Genomic DNA, 15,147 nt, shown 5'->3' on the forward strand with positions numbered 1-15,147 from the left:
CCGGCGCCGCTGCGCCCGTCGTCGCGTCCCGCCCGCAGCGCTGCCCGCCATGAACCCGAGCCTGCGGCGCCAGCTGTTCGTGCCCCTGATCTGGGTCTGGCTGCTCGGCTCGACCCTGGCCGCCTACGGCGCCTTCCGCCTCGCCAGCTATGCTGGCGGCACTGCCTACGACCGCACGCTGCAGGACGAGGCCGGAGCGATCGCCACCCAGGTCCACTGGACCGACCGCGGCCCGCTGCTGGAGCTGAGCACCCAGACCCAGGAAATGCTGGCCTGGGACAGCGCCGATCGCAATGCCTTCATGGTCAGCGATGCCGAGGGCCGGGTGCTGGCCGGCGTCGCCGGGCTGCCGATGCCGCAGGACCGCAGCGGCAGTTTCGAACGGCCCGAGGTCTTCGACGCGATGTATGCCGACGAGCTGGTGCGCGGCGCGATGTACTCGATCCGCTCGCCCATGCTGGACCAGTTCGTCACCGTCGTGGTGGTCGAGACCCAGCGCAAGCGGGCCGACCTGGTGCGCGAGGTGCAGGTCGCCATCCTGCTGCCGACGCTGGCGCTCGGGACGCTGACCTTCCTGTTGCTGGCCTGGGGCATACGCCGCGGCGTGGCGCCGCTGCGCCGCATCGCCGGCGAGGTGGCGCGCCGCGCGCCGCACGACCTGCGGCCGTTGGCGCTCGAAGAGGTGCCTGCCGAGGCGGTGCCGCTGATCGAGCGTATCAACGAGCTGCTCGCCAACGTGACCCGCTCGGTGGAGCTTCAGCGCCGTTTTGTCGCCGACGCCGCGCACCAGCTGCGCACGCCGGTGGCCGGCATCCGCGTGCTGTCGCAGGAGCTGCAGCACGACCTCGGCGGCAATGCGGGGACCGACCCCGGCACGCTGGCGATGCTGCAGGCCCTGGTGGGTTCGACCGAGCGCATGAGCCGGCTGATCGGTCAGCTGCTCAACCTGGCGCGCTCGGACGCCGCGCTGCGCAACCTCGCCTCCGGCGAGCTGCAGCCCATCGACGTGCTGCCGGTGATCCGCGACGCGGCCGAGCCGCTGCTGCTGCGCGCCTCGCGTGAGGGAAAGCTGGTCTCGCTCGATGCCCCCGACGGCCCGTGCTGGGCCCGCGCCCACCCGGTCTGGCTGGCCGAGGTGGTGTCCAACCTGCTCGACAACGCGCTGCGCTACGGCGGCACAACGGTCGAGCTGCGGGTGCGCCCGCGCGAGGGCGGGCTGGACATCGAGGTGAAGGACGATGGCGCCGGCATCGAGCCGGCGCAGCGGCAGCTGATCTTCGAGCCCTTCTGGCGCGGCGACCGGGCCGACACGCGGGGGCCCGACGGCACCGGGCTGGGGCTGGCCATCGTCAAGGAGGTGGTTCAGGGCATGCGCGGGTCCTTGGCCGTGCAGAGCCGGCCCGAGATCGAGGGCACCCGCTTCACGGTCTCCCTGCCGGCCTGAAGCGGCCGTCCGCCGTGCTCAAGGCTTGGCGAAGGGCTGGCCCTTGATCTGGAAGCCGGCCTTGATGCCGCGCTTGGCGAACCAGCCCTGATTGACCTCCAGCGCAAACCGAACCGGTTGCGCCGAGCAGTGCGAATCCAGGCTCTGCGGCTGCATGTCGGCGATGTTCACGACCCGGCCGGCCTCGTCCAGGAAGGCGATGGACAGCGGCAGCAGCGTGTTTTTCATCCAGAAGCACTGCGTGGCGGGCTCCTCGAAGACGAACAGCATGCCTTCGTTGTGGGCCAGGCTCTTGCGGTACATCAGCCCGGTGGCCCGCTGCTCGGGGGTGCGCGCGACCTCGGCCTGCACCACCTGGAAGCCGACCGTGAGCGGCACCGCGGGCAGCTTCTGCGGGCGGCCGTCGGCCACCGCCGTGCCGGCTGCGACGAGCGCCAGCGCGAGCGCGCCGAGCGAGCGTGAAAAACGTCGCAGTCGCGGGGTGGGCAAGGGGATCGGCGTCTTGATGTAGGTCATGTCGGTTGGAAGAGGGAGCACCTAGAGTCGGCCTGTCCTGATCGCAGGCCCGTCATCGGGTCCCGCGGAAACACCATGGCATCACTGCACGCTGCGCCCTCATTGTCACCCAAGCTTCCCCCGGATCCTTCGGCCGCGACCGAGGCCGCCGCCTGGGACGACCCGCTCGAACTGGAGCGCTACACCCGCTGGAGTGCGCCGACCGACAGTCCACGCGTGGGCGACTCGGTGCTGGCGATCGAGGGCATGTACTGCGCCGCCTGCTCGCTGAGCATCGAGCAGGCGCTGCTGGGGGTGCCCGGCGTGCTGCAAGCCGAGGTCAACCCCGCGAGCCGGCGCGCCCGGGTGCGCTGGGACCCGCAGCAGACCCGCGCCTCGGCGCTCGCCGCGGCGGTCGCGGCGGCCGGCTACCGGGCCCTGCCGGCCCTGTCGCTGCAGGCCGAGAGCGAGCGCCGCGTCGAGCAGCGCCGCACCCTGTGGCGGCTGTTTGTCGCCGCCTTCTGCATGATGCAGGTGATGATGTATGCGGTGCCGGTCTACGTGGCCGGCCCCGGCGAGATGAGTGCCGACATCGTGCGCCTGCTGCAGTGGGCCAGCTGGCTGCTGAGCATTCCGGTGCTGCTGTTTTCCTCGGGTCCCTTCCTGCGCGGCGCCTGGCGCGACCTGGCGCGGCGGCGCATCGGCATGGACGTGCCGGTGGCGCTGGGCATTGTGGTCACCTTTGTCGTGAGCACCGGCGCCACCTTCGAGCCCGGCGGCGTGTTCGGGCACGAGGTCTACTTCGACTCGCTCACCATGTTCGTGTTTTTCCTGCTGTGCGGCCGGGCGCTGGAGTTGCGAGCCCGCGCGGCCAGCGCCGGCGTGCTGGAGAGCGTGATGCAGCGCCTGCCGGAGCTGGTCGAGCGTCTGGCGGCCGACGGCAGCGTCGAGCCGGTTCCGGCGCACCGTCTGCGCGTGGGCGACCGGGTGCGGGTGCGTCCGGGGCAGGCCTTCCCGGCCGACGCTCGCCTGCTCGACGGACAGGCGCAGGTCGATGAGGCCCTGCTCACCGGCGAATCGCGCCCGCAACTGCGCGGCGCGGGCGACGGCGTGGTGGCGGGCAGCTTCAACCTGTCCTCGCCGGTGCTGGTCGAGGTCGTGTCCACCGGGGCAGACACCCGCTACGCGCAGATCGTCGCGATGATGCAGCGCGCCGCGACCCAGCGGCCCGAGCTGGCCCGGCTGGCCGACCGTATCGCCGCTCCCTTCCTCTGGGGGGTGCTGTTGCTGGCGCTGGCCGCCGGTGTCGCCTGGTGGTGGGTGGATCCGGCGCGCTCCGTCTGGGTGATGGTGTCGGTGCTGATCGTCACCTGTCCCTGCGCGCTCTCGCTCGCGACGCCTTCGGCGCTGCTCGCCGCCACCGGGGCGCTGGCGCGCGGCGGCGTGCTGGTGCAGCGGCTGCAAGCGCTCGAAGTGCTGGCCCGGGCGCGCTGCTTCGTTTTCGACAAGACCGGCACGCTCACCGAGGACCGGCTGTCGCTGGCGCAGCTGGAGCTGTTCGACGGCCGGCCGCGTAGCGAGGCGCTGGCGCTGGCGGCAGCCTTGGCATCGGCTTCACTGCACCCGGTTGCGCGCGCCGTGCGCGAGGCCGGCGCCGCCGCCGATGCGCGTCCGGACCTGCCGCTGCATGCGATCGAGGAAATGCCGGGCCAGGGCCTCTCCGGCCGCGACTCCCGGGGGCGCGAGTGGCGCCTGGGCTCGGCAGCCTTCGCCTGCCCCGGTGTGTCTCTGGCGGGCCTCGACGGTCCGCTCGCCTGGCTCTCGGTCGACGGGCAAGCGGTGGCGCGTTTCGACTTCGAGGAACACCTGCGCCCGGACGCCCGCGCGGCGCTGGCCGAATTGCGGGCCGACGGCGTGGAACTGCTGCTGCTGTCCGGCGACCGCCCGCAGGCGGCTTCGCGCGTTGCTGCTGCGCTCGGCATTCCGCACTGCCGGGGCGGCGCGACCCCCGAGGACAAGCTGGCCGCCGTGCAGGCCGTGCAGGCGCGCGGACAGGCTGTCGCAATGGTGGGCGACGGCATCAACGACGCGCCGGTGCTGGCCGCGGCCGACGTCTCCATCGCGATGGGGCAGGGCGCGCCGCTGGCGCAGGCGCAGGCCGACCTGACCCTGCTGAGCGGGCGGCTGGCCGACCTGGTGGCCGCGCGCCGCCTGGCGCGGCGCTGCCTGCGCGTGATGCGCCAGAACCTCGCCTGGGCGGCGCTCTACAACGGGCTGTGCGTGCCGCTGGCGCTGCTCGGGCTGCTACCGCCCTGGCTGGCCGGTCTGGGCATGGCCGCGAGTTCGCTGTTTGTCGTGCTCAACGCCGCCCGTCTGGCGTGCGTCCCCCGAAACGCCGTCACCGGCCCGACCTCTGCTCCCGCCGCGCCTGACGCGGCCCTGCCTGCGGCGCTCGCCGCCTGACGTTCATGGACATCCTGTTTCTGCTGGTGCCGCTGTCGGTGGTGCTGGTGCTGGCACTGCTGGCGCTGTTCGCCTGGGCCCTCTGGGGCGGGCAGTTCGACAACGTCGACCGTGAAGGAGAGCGCATTCTCTGGGACGACAAGGCGCCGGAGCCGGCCCGGGTTGACGCCGATCAAGCCCGCCTCGCGGGCGCTCGCGAAGAATGACCCTATTGCTAACGAGAGAGTCTTCAATGAGTGCCTCGACATCCAACAAGACCCCCGTGCCGGTGAGCTACAACGACAAGGTCGTGCGTCAGCTGTCCATCGCGGCGGTGGTCTGGGGCGTGGTCGGCATGCTGGTCGGCGCCTTCATCGCCGCCCAGCTGGCCTGGCCCGAGCTGAACTTCGGCATCCCCTGGCTGAGCTACGGGCGCTTGCGCCCGCTGCACACCAACGCGGTGATCTTCGCCTTCGGCGGCTGCGCGCTGATGGCGACCAGCTTCTATGTCGTGCAGCGCACCTGCCAGGTGCGGCTGATTTCCGACAAGCTGGCGGCCTTCACCTTCTGGGGTTGGCAGGCGGTGATCGTCGCCGCCGCCATCTCGCTGCCGCTGGGCTACACCAGCGGCAAGGAGTACGCCGAGCTGGAGTGGCCCATCGACATCCTGATCGCGCTGGTCTGGGTGTCCTATGCCATCGTGTTTTTCGGCACCGTCGGCATCCGCCGGGTGCGCCACATCTACGTCGCCAACTGGTTCTTCGGCAGCTTCATCCTGGCGGTCGCGCTGCTGCACATCGTCAACAGCGCGGCGATGCCGGTGAGCTTCTGGAAGAGCTACTCGGCCTATGCCGGCGTGCAGGACGCCATGGTGCAGTGGTGGTACGGCCACAACGCGGTGGGCTTTTTCCTGACCGCGGGCTTCCTCGGGATGATGTACTACTTCATTCCCAAGCAGGCCGAGCGGCCGGTGTACTCCTACCGGCTCTCCATCGTGCACTTCTGGGCCCTGATCTTCACCTACATGTGGGCGGGCCCCCACCACCTGCACTACACCGCGCTGCCCGACTGGGCCCAGTCCGTCGGCATGTTGTTCTCGCTGATCCTGCTGGCGCCCAGCTGGGGCGGCATGATCAACGGCATCATGACCTTGTCGGGGGCGTGGCACAAGCTGCGCGACGACCCGATCCTGAAGTTCCTGATCGTCTCGCTGTCCTTCTACGGCATGTCGACCTTCGAGGGGCCGATGATGTCGATCAAGACGGTCAACGCGCTGTCCCACTACACGGACTGGACCGTGGGCCACGTGCATGCCGGCGCCCTGGGCTGGGTGGGCTTCATCACGATGGGCTCGCTCTACTACCTGATCCCGCGCATGTTCGGGCAGAAGCAGATGTTCAGCGTGCGCGCCATCGAGCTGCACTTCTGGATCGCGACCCTGGGCGTGGTGCTCTACATCGCCGCGATGTGGATCGCCGGCGTGATGCAGGGCCTGATGTGGCGCGCGGTCAACCCCGACGGCACGCTCGCCTACAGCTTCGTCGAGAGCGTCAAGGCGACCTACCCCTTCTATGTCGTGCGCCTGCTCGGCGGCCTGCTCTACCTGGGCGGCATGCTGATCATGGCCTGGAACACCTGGATGACTGCCCGCGGCGAGCGCCGCGAGGAACCGGCCGGCGTGCAGATCGCCGCGGTCGGTGCCTGAGGGCGAAGCTCCGGACAAGCAGCAAGGAATCGAGATGGGAACCCCCAGCAGCAACAACAGCCACCACGGCAAGGACGGCGGCTTCTCGCACGAGAAGATCGAGACCAACAACTTCCTGATGATCGTGCTGATCATCCTGGTGGTCTCGGTCGGCGGCCTGGTCGAGATCGTGCCGCTGTTTTTCCAGAAGTCGACCACCGAGGCGGTGGTGGGCCTCAAGCCCTACACGCCGCTGCAGCTGGCCGGGCGCGACGTCTACATCCGCGAGGGTTGCTACAACTGCCACTCGCAGATGATCCGGCCCTTCCGTGCCGAGACGCTGCGCTACGGCCACTACTCGGTGGCCGGCGAGTTCGTCTACGACCACCCCTTCCAGTGGGGTTCCAAGCGCACCGGTCCCGACCTGCACCGCGTCGGCGGCCGCTACAGCGACGAGTGGCACCGGGTGCACCTGATGAACCCGCGCGACGTGGTGCCCGAGTCCAACATGCCGGCCTATCCCTGGCTGGCCAGCCAACCCGTAGACGCCTCGCAGATGGCGCCCAAGCTGCGCGCGCTGCGCAAGGTGGGCGTGCCCTACAGCGATGCCGACATCGCCGGCGCCGCGGAGGCGGTGCAGGGCAAGACCGAGATCGAGGCGGTGATCGCCTACCTGCAGGTGCTGGGCACCGCGCTGAAGTGAGGAGCACTGGAGCCATGAGTTTCGACGTCAACGATCTGCGCACCGCGGTCACGCTGGTCTCGCTGGCCGTCTTCGCCGGCATCTGCGCCTGGGCCTGGGCCCTGCGCAACCGCAGCCGCTTCGAGGAAGCCGCGGCGCTTCCCTTCCAGTCCGAGTAGGACAGGACTGCAGGAGTTTTTTCATGAGTGATTTTTTCAACAGCGGCTGGTCGGTCTACATCGCCGTCGTGACCGTGCTCAGCGTGCTCGCCTGCCTGGCGCTGCTGATCGTGGCGAGCCGGCGCAAGGTGATGTCCGACGACGACACCACCGGCCATGTCTGGGACGGCGACCTGCGCGAGCTGAACAACCCGCTGCCGCGCTGGTGGATGGGGCTGTTCGTGCTGACCATCGTGTTCGCCTTCGGCTACCTCGCGCTCTACCCGGGCCTGGGCAGCTACCAGGGCACGACCGGCTGGTCGCAGGAAGGCCAGTACCGCGCCGAGGTCGAGCGCGCCCGCCAGGAGCTCGGGCCCCTTTATGCACGTTTCGAGGCCAAGGACGCCAGGCAGCTGGCCGGCGACGCCCAGGCCATGGGCATCGGCGAGCGCCTGTTCGTCAACAACTGCGCGCAGTGCCACGGATCGGACGCGCGCGGCAGCAAGGGCTTTCCCAACCTGACCGACAGCGACTGGCTCTACGGCGGCTCGCACGAGCAGATCATCGAGAGCATCACCAAGGGCCGCCACGGCAACATGCCGCCGATGGCCGCCGCGGTCGGCACGTCTGAAGAGGTGCGCCAGCTCGCCCACTACGTGCTGAGCCTGTCGGGCAGCCCGCACAACACCATCGCGGCGCAGAAGGGGCGCGACAAGTTCGGCGCCTGCGCGGCCTGCCACGGGCCGGGCGGCCGCGGCAACCCGGCCCTCGGTGCACCCAACCTGAGCGACCGCACCTGGCTGCACGGCTGGGGCGAGCAGGCCATCGTCAACATCATCAACAGCGGCAAGTCCAACCAGATGCCGGCTCATGGCGACAAGCTGACCGAGCCGCAGATCCGCGTGCTGGCGGCCTACGTCTGGGGCATGTCGAACGGCCGGACCGAGCGGGCCGACGCGGCCGCGTCGAAGTAAGGCGAGGCAAGGGAGGTCCATTGTGAGCGCAGGCAAGCACCGCACGATCCCGATCCGGCCCGTCGCGGCCGTGGCGGGCGAGGGCGGCGCCCAGGTGGTGTCGCTGTACGAGAAGCAGCAGAAGATCTACCCCCGTTCGGTGTCGGGCTGGTTCGCCGCCTGGCGCTGGGCGCTGGTGTGGATCACCCAGCTGGTGTTCTACGGCCTGCCCTGGCTGCAGTGGAACGACCGCCAGGCGGTGCTCTTCGAGCTGGCCTCGCGGCGCTTCTACATCTTCGACCTGGTGCTCTATCCGCAGGACTTCATCTACCTGACGGCGCTGCTGGTGATCTCGGCCCTGGGCCTGTTTTTCTTCACCGCCGTGGCCGGCCGCCTGTGGTGCGGCTATGCCTGCCCGCAGACGGTCTACACCGAGATCTTCCTGTGGGTCGAGCGCCACATCGAAGGCGACCGCCTGGCCCGCATGCGGCTGGACCAGGGCGGATGGACGATCGAGAAGCTGTGGCGCAAGGGCGCGAAACAGGCGGTCTGGATCGCCATCGGCCTGTGGACCGGCTTCACCTTCGTCGGCTACTTCACGCCGGTGCGCACGCTCGCGCAGGAAGCGCTGACCCTGGGTTTCGGGCCCTGGGAGTGGTTCTGGGTGCTGTTCTACGGCTTCGCGACCTACGGCAACGCCGGCTACATGCGCGAGCAGGTGTGCAAGTACATGTGCCCCTACGCGCGCTTCCAGAGCGCGATGATCGACCGTGACACCATGGTCATCAGCTACGACACGGCGCGCGGCGAGGCGCGCGGCTCGCGTTCGCGCAAGGCCGATCCGCGCCAGCTCGGCCTGGGCGACTGCATCGACTGCACGATGTGCGTGCAGGTCTGCCCGACCGGCATCGACATCCGCAACGGCCTGCAGTACGACTGCATCGGCTGCGCCGCCTGCATCGACGCCTGCGACGACGTGATGGACAAGATGGGTTACGCCCGCGGGCTGATCCGCTATTCCACCGAAAACGGCATCGCCGGAGGCTGGAGCCGGGCCCAGATGCTGCGCCGGGTGCTGCGGCCGCGGGTGCTCATCTACGGTGCCATCCTGCTGGCGGTCTCGGTGGGTTTTGTCGCCAGCCTCGCGCTGCGCCAGCCTTTCAAGGTCGACGTGGTCCGCGACCGCGGCGCGCTGGCTCGACTGGTCGAGGACGGACGGGTCGAGAACGTCTACCGCCTGCAGATCATGAACGGCACCGAGGCGCCGCAGCGCTACCGCATCGCGGCCGAGGGCCTGCCGGGCCTGGCGGTCGCCTCGCAGCCGACCGTCGAGGTCGGCCCGGCGGAGGCGCGCTGGGTCGCGGTGCGGGTGCAGCTGCCGCCCGAGGCGGCGCTCGACCTGCAGGGCCGATCCAGTCCCATCCGCTTCCACATCGAACGCCTGGGCGACGCGCAGCATGCCGCGCGCACGGTCCAGGAGAAGTCCACCTTTCTCGTGCCGCGTTGACGGCGCCCAGGAGTTGCTCATGACCCAGCAAGCCATCGTTGCCAGCCCTGCCGCACGCCGGTGGTGGCGCGAACCCACCATGTGGCTGGTGGCCGGCGGCCCGGCGGCCGTGGTGCTGGCCGGCGTCGCGACGACCATCATCGCCGTCACGCGGCCCGATCCGGTGCTCGCCGAGGACTACTACCGCCGTGGCATCGAGATCAACCAGACTTTGCGCCAGTCAGCCGGCGAGGCGGCCGCGGTGCCGCCCGAGGGGCTGCGCCCGGCGATGCAGGCGCGCAACCATGCCGCCACGCCGGTGCCGGCGCCCGGGGAGCAGCCGCGATGAGCAGCGGCACCGTCTGGGGCGCCGGCCTCGGCCCGCGCCTGATGTGGATCGCCTGGCCGGCCTTCCTGGTGGCGGGCGTGCTGGAGATGCTGGTGTTCGCGGTGGTCGATCCGCAGGACCTGCACGGCTTCGCGCAGGGACCGCTGGAGCTGTCGCCCGGCGCGGTCTACACGCTGGCCTTTTTCGTCTTCTGGGGGGCGGCGATGCTGTCCAGCGCGCTGACCTGCCTGTTGGCGATGTCGCCGTTCGAGGTGAACCGCTGCCCGTTGCCGGTGGATGGTCGGCCGGCCGCATGCCCGCGGCCGCCGGCGTCTTGAGGTCCTGGCGCCTCAGCACCCTGACGGGTGCCGAGGCGCTTTGGCTCAACAAGCGCTGCTGTTGTTGAGCAGCGCGCGCAGGCCGGCCAGATCCAGGATGCGGATGTGGCGCTGGCGCACTTCGAGCACGCCGTCTTCCTGCAGTTTGGAGAAGGTGCGGCTGACCGTCTCGAGCTTGAGGCCCAGGTAGCTGCCGATCTCCTCGCGTGTCATGCGCAGCACCAGCGAGGTGGGCGAAAAACCGCGCGCCTGCAGGCGCTGGGTCAGGTTGAGCAGGAAGGCGGCGACCCGCTCATCGGCCCGCATGCTGCCCAGCAGCAGCATCACGCCATGGTCGCGCACGATTTCGCGGCTCATGATCTTGTGGAAGGAGTGCTGAAGCTCGGTGAACTCACGCGACAGCTCCTCCAGCCGCGCGTAGGGGATCTGGCAGACCTGGGAGTCCTCCAGCGCGACCGCGTCGCAGGTGTGGCGGTCCTGGCTGATCGCATCCAGCCCCAGCAGCTCGCCGGCCATCTGGAAGCCGGTCACCTGGTCGCGGCCGTCCTCGGAGGACACGCAGGTCTTGAAAAACCCCGTGCGCACCGCGTAGAGCGCCTGGAAGGGCTCGCCGGCCTGGAACAGCCTCTCGCCGCGTTTGACCGTCCGGCGTGCGGCGACCAGGGCGTCGAGCCGGTCCAGCTCGGGCCGTGACATGCCCACCGGCAGGCAGAGTTCACGCAGATTGCAACTCGAGCACGCCACCTTGAGCGTCGTAGCGGAGGCGGCAGGGGCGGGGGAGGGGATATCGGACTCCATTGATCTTCCTCAGGGTAGGCATCGATTGTTTCCGTCGGCGACTGAACCGGGCTTGAGCCACGTCAAGGCCGGCCGAGGCCACCTTGGGCACAGTCGATCCCCATGGACACCGCTGCCCCCCTGCTCACGCCCGAACTGCTGGCCCGCTTCGACGTGCCCGGTCCGCGCTACACCTCCTACCCGACCGCCGACCGCTTCGTCGAAGCCTTCACACCAGGGCACTACCGCCAGGCACTGGCCCAGCGGGCGGCCGGCGTCGGCGCCACCGGCGGCAGCCGGGCGCCGCTGTCTCTCTATGTCCACGTCCCCTTCTGTGAGTCGGTCTGCTACTACTGCGCCTGTAACAAGGTCATCACCCGGCACCACGAGCGCGCCGCCGACTACCTCGACGCGCTGGAGGCGGAAATCGCCCTGCATGTCGGCGTGCTGGGCAGCGGGCAGGCGGTGTCGCAGCTGCACCTGGGCGGCGGCACCCCGACCTTCCTGAGCGACGCCGAGCTGCAGCGGCTGATGGACGGCCTGCGCCGAGCCTTCCGCCTGGCGCCGGGTGGCGAATACTCCATCGAGGTCGACCCGCGCACCGTCACGCCCGAGCGGCTGGCCCACCTGCGCGCGCTCGGCTTCAACCGGCTCAGCTTCGGCGTGCAGGACTTCGATCCCGAGGTGCAGAAGGCGGTGCACCGGGTCCAACCGTATGAGAGCGTGGCGGCGCTGATGGCCTCGGCGCGCGCGCTGGGCTTCGAATCGCTGAATGTCGACCTGATCTACGGCCTGCCGCGCCAGAACGCCGCCTCCTTCGCCCGCACGCTGCAGCAGGTGGCCGGTCTGCGGCCTGACCGCATCGCGCTCTATGCCTATGCGCACCTGCCGCAGCGCTTCAAGCCGCAGCGCCGCATCGAAGTGTCAGAGCTGCCGCCGGCGCCCGCCAAGCTCGGCATGCTGGGGGCGGCCATCGAGGCCTTCCAGGCGGCCGGCTACGACTACATCGGCATGGACCACTTCGCGCTGCACGAGGACAGCCTGGCGGTGGCGAAGCGCCAGGGCCGGCTGCACCGCAATTTCCAGGGCTACAGCACCCAGCCCGACTGCGACCTGATCGGCCTCGGCGTTTCGGCGATCGGACGGATCGGCGCCACCTACAGCCAGAACGCCAAGACCTTGGACGAGTACTACGACAGCCTGCGTCAGGGGCAGTTTCCGGTGGTGCGCGGCCTGGCGTTGGAGCGCGATGACCTGGTGCGGCGTGCGGTCATCATGGCCTTGATGTGCCAGGGGGCGGTGGCCTTCGAGTCGGTCGAGCTGGCTTGGCTGATCGACTTCCGCACCTATTTCGCCGCCGAGCTGGAGCGGCTCGCGCCGCTGGTGGAGCAAGGCCTGCTCTCGATCGAGCCCGATGGGCTGCGCGTGAGCCCGGCCGGCTGGTATGTGGTGCGGGCCATTGCGATGGTGTTCGACCGGCAGCTGCAGGCCGATCGCTGCCGCGAGCGCTTCTCGCGCGTCATCTGAGGCTCCGAGCATGCAGACCGCCCTGTGGATGACCGGCTTGCTGATGGGCCTCGCGGGCAGCCCGCACTGCGCCACGATGTGCGGCGCGGCCAGCGCCACGCTGGGCTGCAGCGCCTCGCGCCCGGTGGCTTTCCAGCTCGGCCGGCTGGGCGGGTACGGGCTGTTCGGTGCGGTGATCGCATCGTCCTCGGAGGCCTTACGCTGGGGCGCACGCGAGCTGGTCGTGCTGCAGCCGTTCTGGGCCATGTTCCACCTCGCCGTGGTCCTGCTGGGGCTGGCGCTGCTTTGGCTGGGCCGGCAGCCGGCCTGGCTCGACGCCCTGGCCGGGCGCGTCTGGCAAGGGCTGCGGCACCGTACCTTGGGGCTGGACAGCCGGCGCTGGCCGGTGGTCGCCGGCTTGCTGTGGGCGCTGCTGCCCTGCGGCCTGCTGTATTCGGCGTTGATGGTGGCTTCGCTGGCGTCCACGCCCTGGGAGGGCGGGGCGGTGATGGTGGGTTTCGGCCTCGGCTCGGGCGTCGGGCTGCAACTCGGGCCGCTGCTGTGGCGGCGGCTGACGACGGCTGGCGGCCCGGCCCGCGCCGCGGCGGCAGGCGGCTGGGGCATCCGCGTCGGCGGCTTGGCGCTGGCGGCCAGTTCGGCCTGGGCACTGGGCCACACCCTGATGACCGGACCGCTGGCGCAGTTCTGCGCCTGAAGCGGCCGTGTCGCCGGGCTGCCCGCCGCGCCACCGCTAGGCAAGCGGGGTTGTGCAAGTCCTTCGACAGCTGCGCTGCCTTAGAATCGCCGGTTCTACAAGATTTCTCTAACCCGTTCGCGCGGAGCTTTCTCACATGTACCAGCACATCAAGGTGCCCGAGGGTGGGCAGAAGATCACCGTCAATTCGGACTTCTCCCTGAACGTTCCCGACCAACCCATCATTCCGTACATCGAGGGGGACGGCACCGGCTTCGACATCACTCCGGTGATGATCAAGGTGGTGGACGCCGCGGTCGCGAAGTCCTACGGCGGCAAGCGCAAGATCCACTGGATGGAGATCTACGCGGGCGAGAAGTCGACCAAGGTCTACGGCCCCGATGTGTGGCTGCCCGAGGAGACCCTGCAGGTCCTGAAGGAGTACGTGGTGTCGATCAAGGGCCCGCTGACGACCCCGGTCGGCGGCGGCATCCGTTCGCTGAACGTTGCGCTGCGCCAGGAGCTGGACCTCTATGTCTGCCTGCGGCCGGTGCGCTACTTCAAGGGCGTGCCCTCGCCGGTGAAGGAGCCTCACAAGACCGACATGGTGATCTTCCGCGAGAACTCGGAGGACATCTACGCCGGCATCGAGTACGAAGCCGAGAGCGACAAGGCGAAGAAGCTGATCGACTTCCTGATCAAGGAGTTCGGCGTCAAGAAGATCCGCTTCCCGCAGACCTCGGGCATCGGCATCAAGCCGGTCTCGCGCGAAGGCACCGAGCGCCTGGTTCGCAAGGCGATCCAGTACGCGATCGACAACGACAAGCCCTCTGTCACGCTGGTGCACAAGGGCAACATCATGAAATACACGGAGGGTGGCTTCCGTGACTGGGGTTACGGCCTGGCCCAGAAGGAGTTCGGTGCCGAGCTGATCGACGGCGGCCCGTGGTGCAAGTTCAAGAATCCGAAGTCCGGCAAGGAAATCGTGATCAAGGACGCCATCGCTGATGCCTTCCTGCAGCAGATCCTGCTGCGCCCCGCCGAGTACTCGGTCATCGCGACCCTGAACCTGAATGGCGACTACATCTCCGACGCGCTGGCAGCCCAGGTCGGTGGCATCGGCATCGCCCCCGGCGCCAACCTCTCGGACTCGGTCGCGATGTTCGAAGCCACCCACGGCACGGCGCCCAAGTACGCCGGCAAGGACTATGTGAACCCCGGTTCCGAAATCCTGTCGGCCGAGATGATGTTGCGCCACATGGGCTGGACCGAGGCGGCCGACCTCATCATCAGCTCGATGGAAAAGGCCATCCTGAGCAAGAAGGTCACCTATGATTTCGCCCGGCTGCTTGACGGCGCGACCCAGGTGAGCTGCTCCGGCTTCGGTCAAGTGATGATTGACAACATGTAAGCAAGCTGACCAGCTGCGACCGAAGAGCCCGCTTCCGGCGGGCTTTTTCTTCTACGCTCGGAGGTCAAGCGCGCCAGGAGCCCGCGAAACAGCGCAGCAAGCACCGCGCTCAGCACAAGCCGCGAGGGCACGACGTGCTCGAGGCATTGCCGTGAAACCTGTCTGGAATTCAGGCAGAAACAGCAGCCTTCGAAGCTGCGGCGTCGAGGAACGACATGCTGTAACAGACGCTGGCACGCTGAAAGAGCCATCTCGCTCGACGGCGCCGCGGAGCAACCCAGCTCCGGACCGGATCCCGAGGAGATCAAAAGCCCGCGAGAAGCGGGCTTATTTCATGCCGCACGAGGCGGCCGCCGCGGATGAAACGACACGGCGGGCTCAGTCGGCGTAAGCTGCAGCTCCGGGCTCCGAAGTCGAGGGCGGGCGGGTCCCGCGCTCTCCCCGAGGTGCTCGGGGTTCGAGCAACTGGATGTTCTGAGCGAGCTTGCCTTTGGGACCCTGCACCAAGTCGAAGGTCACCTTCGAGCCCTGTTTCAGTGTCCTGAAGCCATCCATCTGAATGGCAGAGAAATGTGCGAAGACGTCTTCGCCGCCCTCTTCTGGTTCAATAAAACCAAAGCCCTTGGCGTCATTGAACCACTTGACGATGCCTATACCCATTGATTCCTCCCCGGGCACTTCCTTTTCTCAAAGCATTCTCGGCGCCGCCTGGGGGCATGTCAAGGACGGAAAAAGGCAGCTGGTGAGCG

16 protein-coding genes are annotated in these 15,147 nt (G+C 69.0%); 13 read left to right on the forward strand and 3 right to left on the reverse strand.

Annotation, left to right across the window (positions count from 1 at the left end; all coding sequences use genetic code 11):
• The first annotated feature begins 49 nt into the window (after positions 1-49).
• Positions 50-1,444 (forward strand): sensor histidine kinase, encoded by a 1,395-nt coding sequence (locus OOT46_RS07895; RefSeq protein WP_265403048.1) that lies wholly within the window; start codon positions 50-52, stop codon positions 1,442-1,444.
• An 18-nt stretch (positions 1,445-1,462) separates the two neighbouring features.
• Here OOT46_RS07895 and OOT46_RS07900 read toward each other — a convergent pair whose 3' ends face one another.
• Positions 1,463-1,960 (reverse strand): DUF192 domain-containing protein, encoded by a 498-nt coding sequence (locus tag OOT46_RS07900; protein ID WP_265403049.1) that lies wholly within the window; start codon positions 1,958-1,960, stop codon positions 1,463-1,465.
• Positions 1,961-2,035: 75 nt separating this feature from the next.
• On the opposite strand from OOT46_RS07900, the gene OOT46_RS07905 reads away from it, so the two are divergent.
• The 9 genes from OOT46_RS07905 to OOT46_RS07945 are packed head-to-tail and all read left to right on the forward strand — an operon-like array spanning position 2,036 to position 10,010.
• On the forward strand, positions 2,036-4,402 hold the full coding sequence (locus OOT46_RS07905) for a heavy metal translocating P-type ATPase (protein ID WP_265403050.1): 2,367 nt from the start codon (positions 2,036-2,038) through the stop codon (positions 4,400-4,402).
• A gap of 5 nt (positions 4,403-4,407) precedes the next feature.
• Positions 4,408-4,608: a cbb3-type cytochrome oxidase assembly protein CcoS gene (gene ccoS, locus OOT46_RS07910; protein ID WP_265403051.1), complete on the forward strand. Its 201-nt coding sequence runs from the start codon at positions 4,408-4,410 to the stop codon at positions 4,606-4,608.
• 26 nt (positions 4,609-4,634) lie between these two features.
• Positions 4,635-6,086: a cytochrome-c oxidase, cbb3-type subunit I gene (ccoN, locus tag OOT46_RS07915; RefSeq protein WP_265403052.1), complete on the forward strand. Its 1,452-nt coding sequence runs from the start codon at positions 4,635-4,637 to the stop codon at positions 6,084-6,086.
• A 34-nt stretch (positions 6,087-6,120) separates the two neighbouring features.
• Positions 6,121-6,768 (forward strand): cytochrome-c oxidase, cbb3-type subunit II, encoded by a 648-nt coding sequence (ccoO, locus tag OOT46_RS07920; protein ID WP_265403053.1) that lies wholly within the window; start codon positions 6,121-6,123, stop codon positions 6,766-6,768.
• Between the two features lie 14 nt (positions 6,769-6,782).
• Entirely contained in the window at positions 6,783-6,926 is a 144-nt protein-coding gene (locus OOT46_RS07925; protein ID WP_265403054.1) for a cbb3-type cytochrome oxidase subunit 3, read from the forward strand.
• Between the two features lie 23 nt (positions 6,927-6,949).
• Entirely contained in the window at positions 6,950-7,879 is a 930-nt protein-coding gene (ccoP, locus tag OOT46_RS07930; RefSeq protein WP_265403055.1) for a cytochrome-c oxidase, cbb3-type subunit III, read from the forward strand.
• A gap of 22 nt (positions 7,880-7,901) precedes the next feature.
• Positions 7,902-9,365, forward strand: a complete 1,464-nt coding sequence (ccoG, locus tag OOT46_RS07935) for a cytochrome c oxidase accessory protein CcoG (protein WP_416136165.1) — start codon at positions 7,902-7,904, stop codon at positions 9,363-9,365.
• A gap of 19 nt (positions 9,366-9,384) precedes the next feature.
• Positions 9,385-9,693, forward strand: a complete 309-nt coding sequence (locus OOT46_RS07940) for a FixH family protein (RefSeq protein ID WP_265403056.1) — start codon at positions 9,385-9,387, stop codon at positions 9,691-9,693.
• The gene (locus OOT46_RS07945; protein ID WP_265403057.1) at positions 9,690-10,010 is read left to right on the forward strand and encodes a hypothetical protein; all 321 of its coding nucleotides are present in this window, start codon (positions 9,690-9,692) and stop codon (positions 10,008-10,010) included. The genes OOT46_RS07940 and OOT46_RS07945 overlap by 4 nt, the downstream gene beginning before the upstream one ends.
• A gap of 45 nt (positions 10,011-10,055) precedes the next feature.
• Here OOT46_RS07945 and fnr read toward each other — a convergent pair whose 3' ends face one another.
• Positions 10,056-10,808, reverse strand: coding sequence for a fumarate/nitrate reduction transcriptional regulator Fnr (fnr, locus tag OOT46_RS07950; protein WP_265403058.1), 753 nt, complete (start codon positions 10,806-10,808; stop codon positions 10,056-10,058).
• A 102-nt stretch (positions 10,809-10,910) separates the two neighbouring features.
• Between fnr and hemN the strand changes: the two genes are divergently transcribed.
• From hemN to icd, 3 genes are all read left to right on the forward strand, one after another.
• Positions 10,911-12,314: an oxygen-independent coproporphyrinogen III oxidase gene (gene hemN, locus OOT46_RS07955; protein ID WP_265403059.1), complete on the forward strand. Its 1,404-nt coding sequence runs from the start codon at positions 10,911-10,913 to the stop codon at positions 12,312-12,314.
• 10 nt (positions 12,315-12,324) lie between these two features.
• Positions 12,325-13,008: a sulfite exporter TauE/SafE family protein gene (locus OOT46_RS07960; protein WP_265403060.1), complete on the forward strand. Its 684-nt coding sequence runs from the start codon at positions 12,325-12,327 to the stop codon at positions 13,006-13,008.
• 136 nt (positions 13,009-13,144) lie between these two features.
• Positions 13,145-14,398, forward strand: coding sequence for an NADP-dependent isocitrate dehydrogenase (icd, locus tag OOT46_RS07965; protein WP_265403061.1), 1,254 nt, complete (start codon positions 13,145-13,147; stop codon positions 14,396-14,398).
• Between the two features lie 378 nt (positions 14,399-14,776).
• Here icd and OOT46_RS07970 read toward each other — a convergent pair whose 3' ends face one another.
• Positions 14,777-15,058: a cold-shock protein gene (locus tag OOT46_RS07970; protein ID WP_265403063.1), complete on the reverse strand. Its 282-nt coding sequence runs from the start codon at positions 15,056-15,058 to the stop codon at positions 14,777-14,779.
• Between the last annotated feature and the right edge of the window lie 89 nt (positions 15,059-15,147).

This window comes from Aquabacterium sp. A7-Y (assembly GCF_026153205.1).
Lineage (GTDB): Bacteria > Pseudomonadota > Gammaproteobacteria > Burkholderiales > Burkholderiaceae_C > Caldimonas.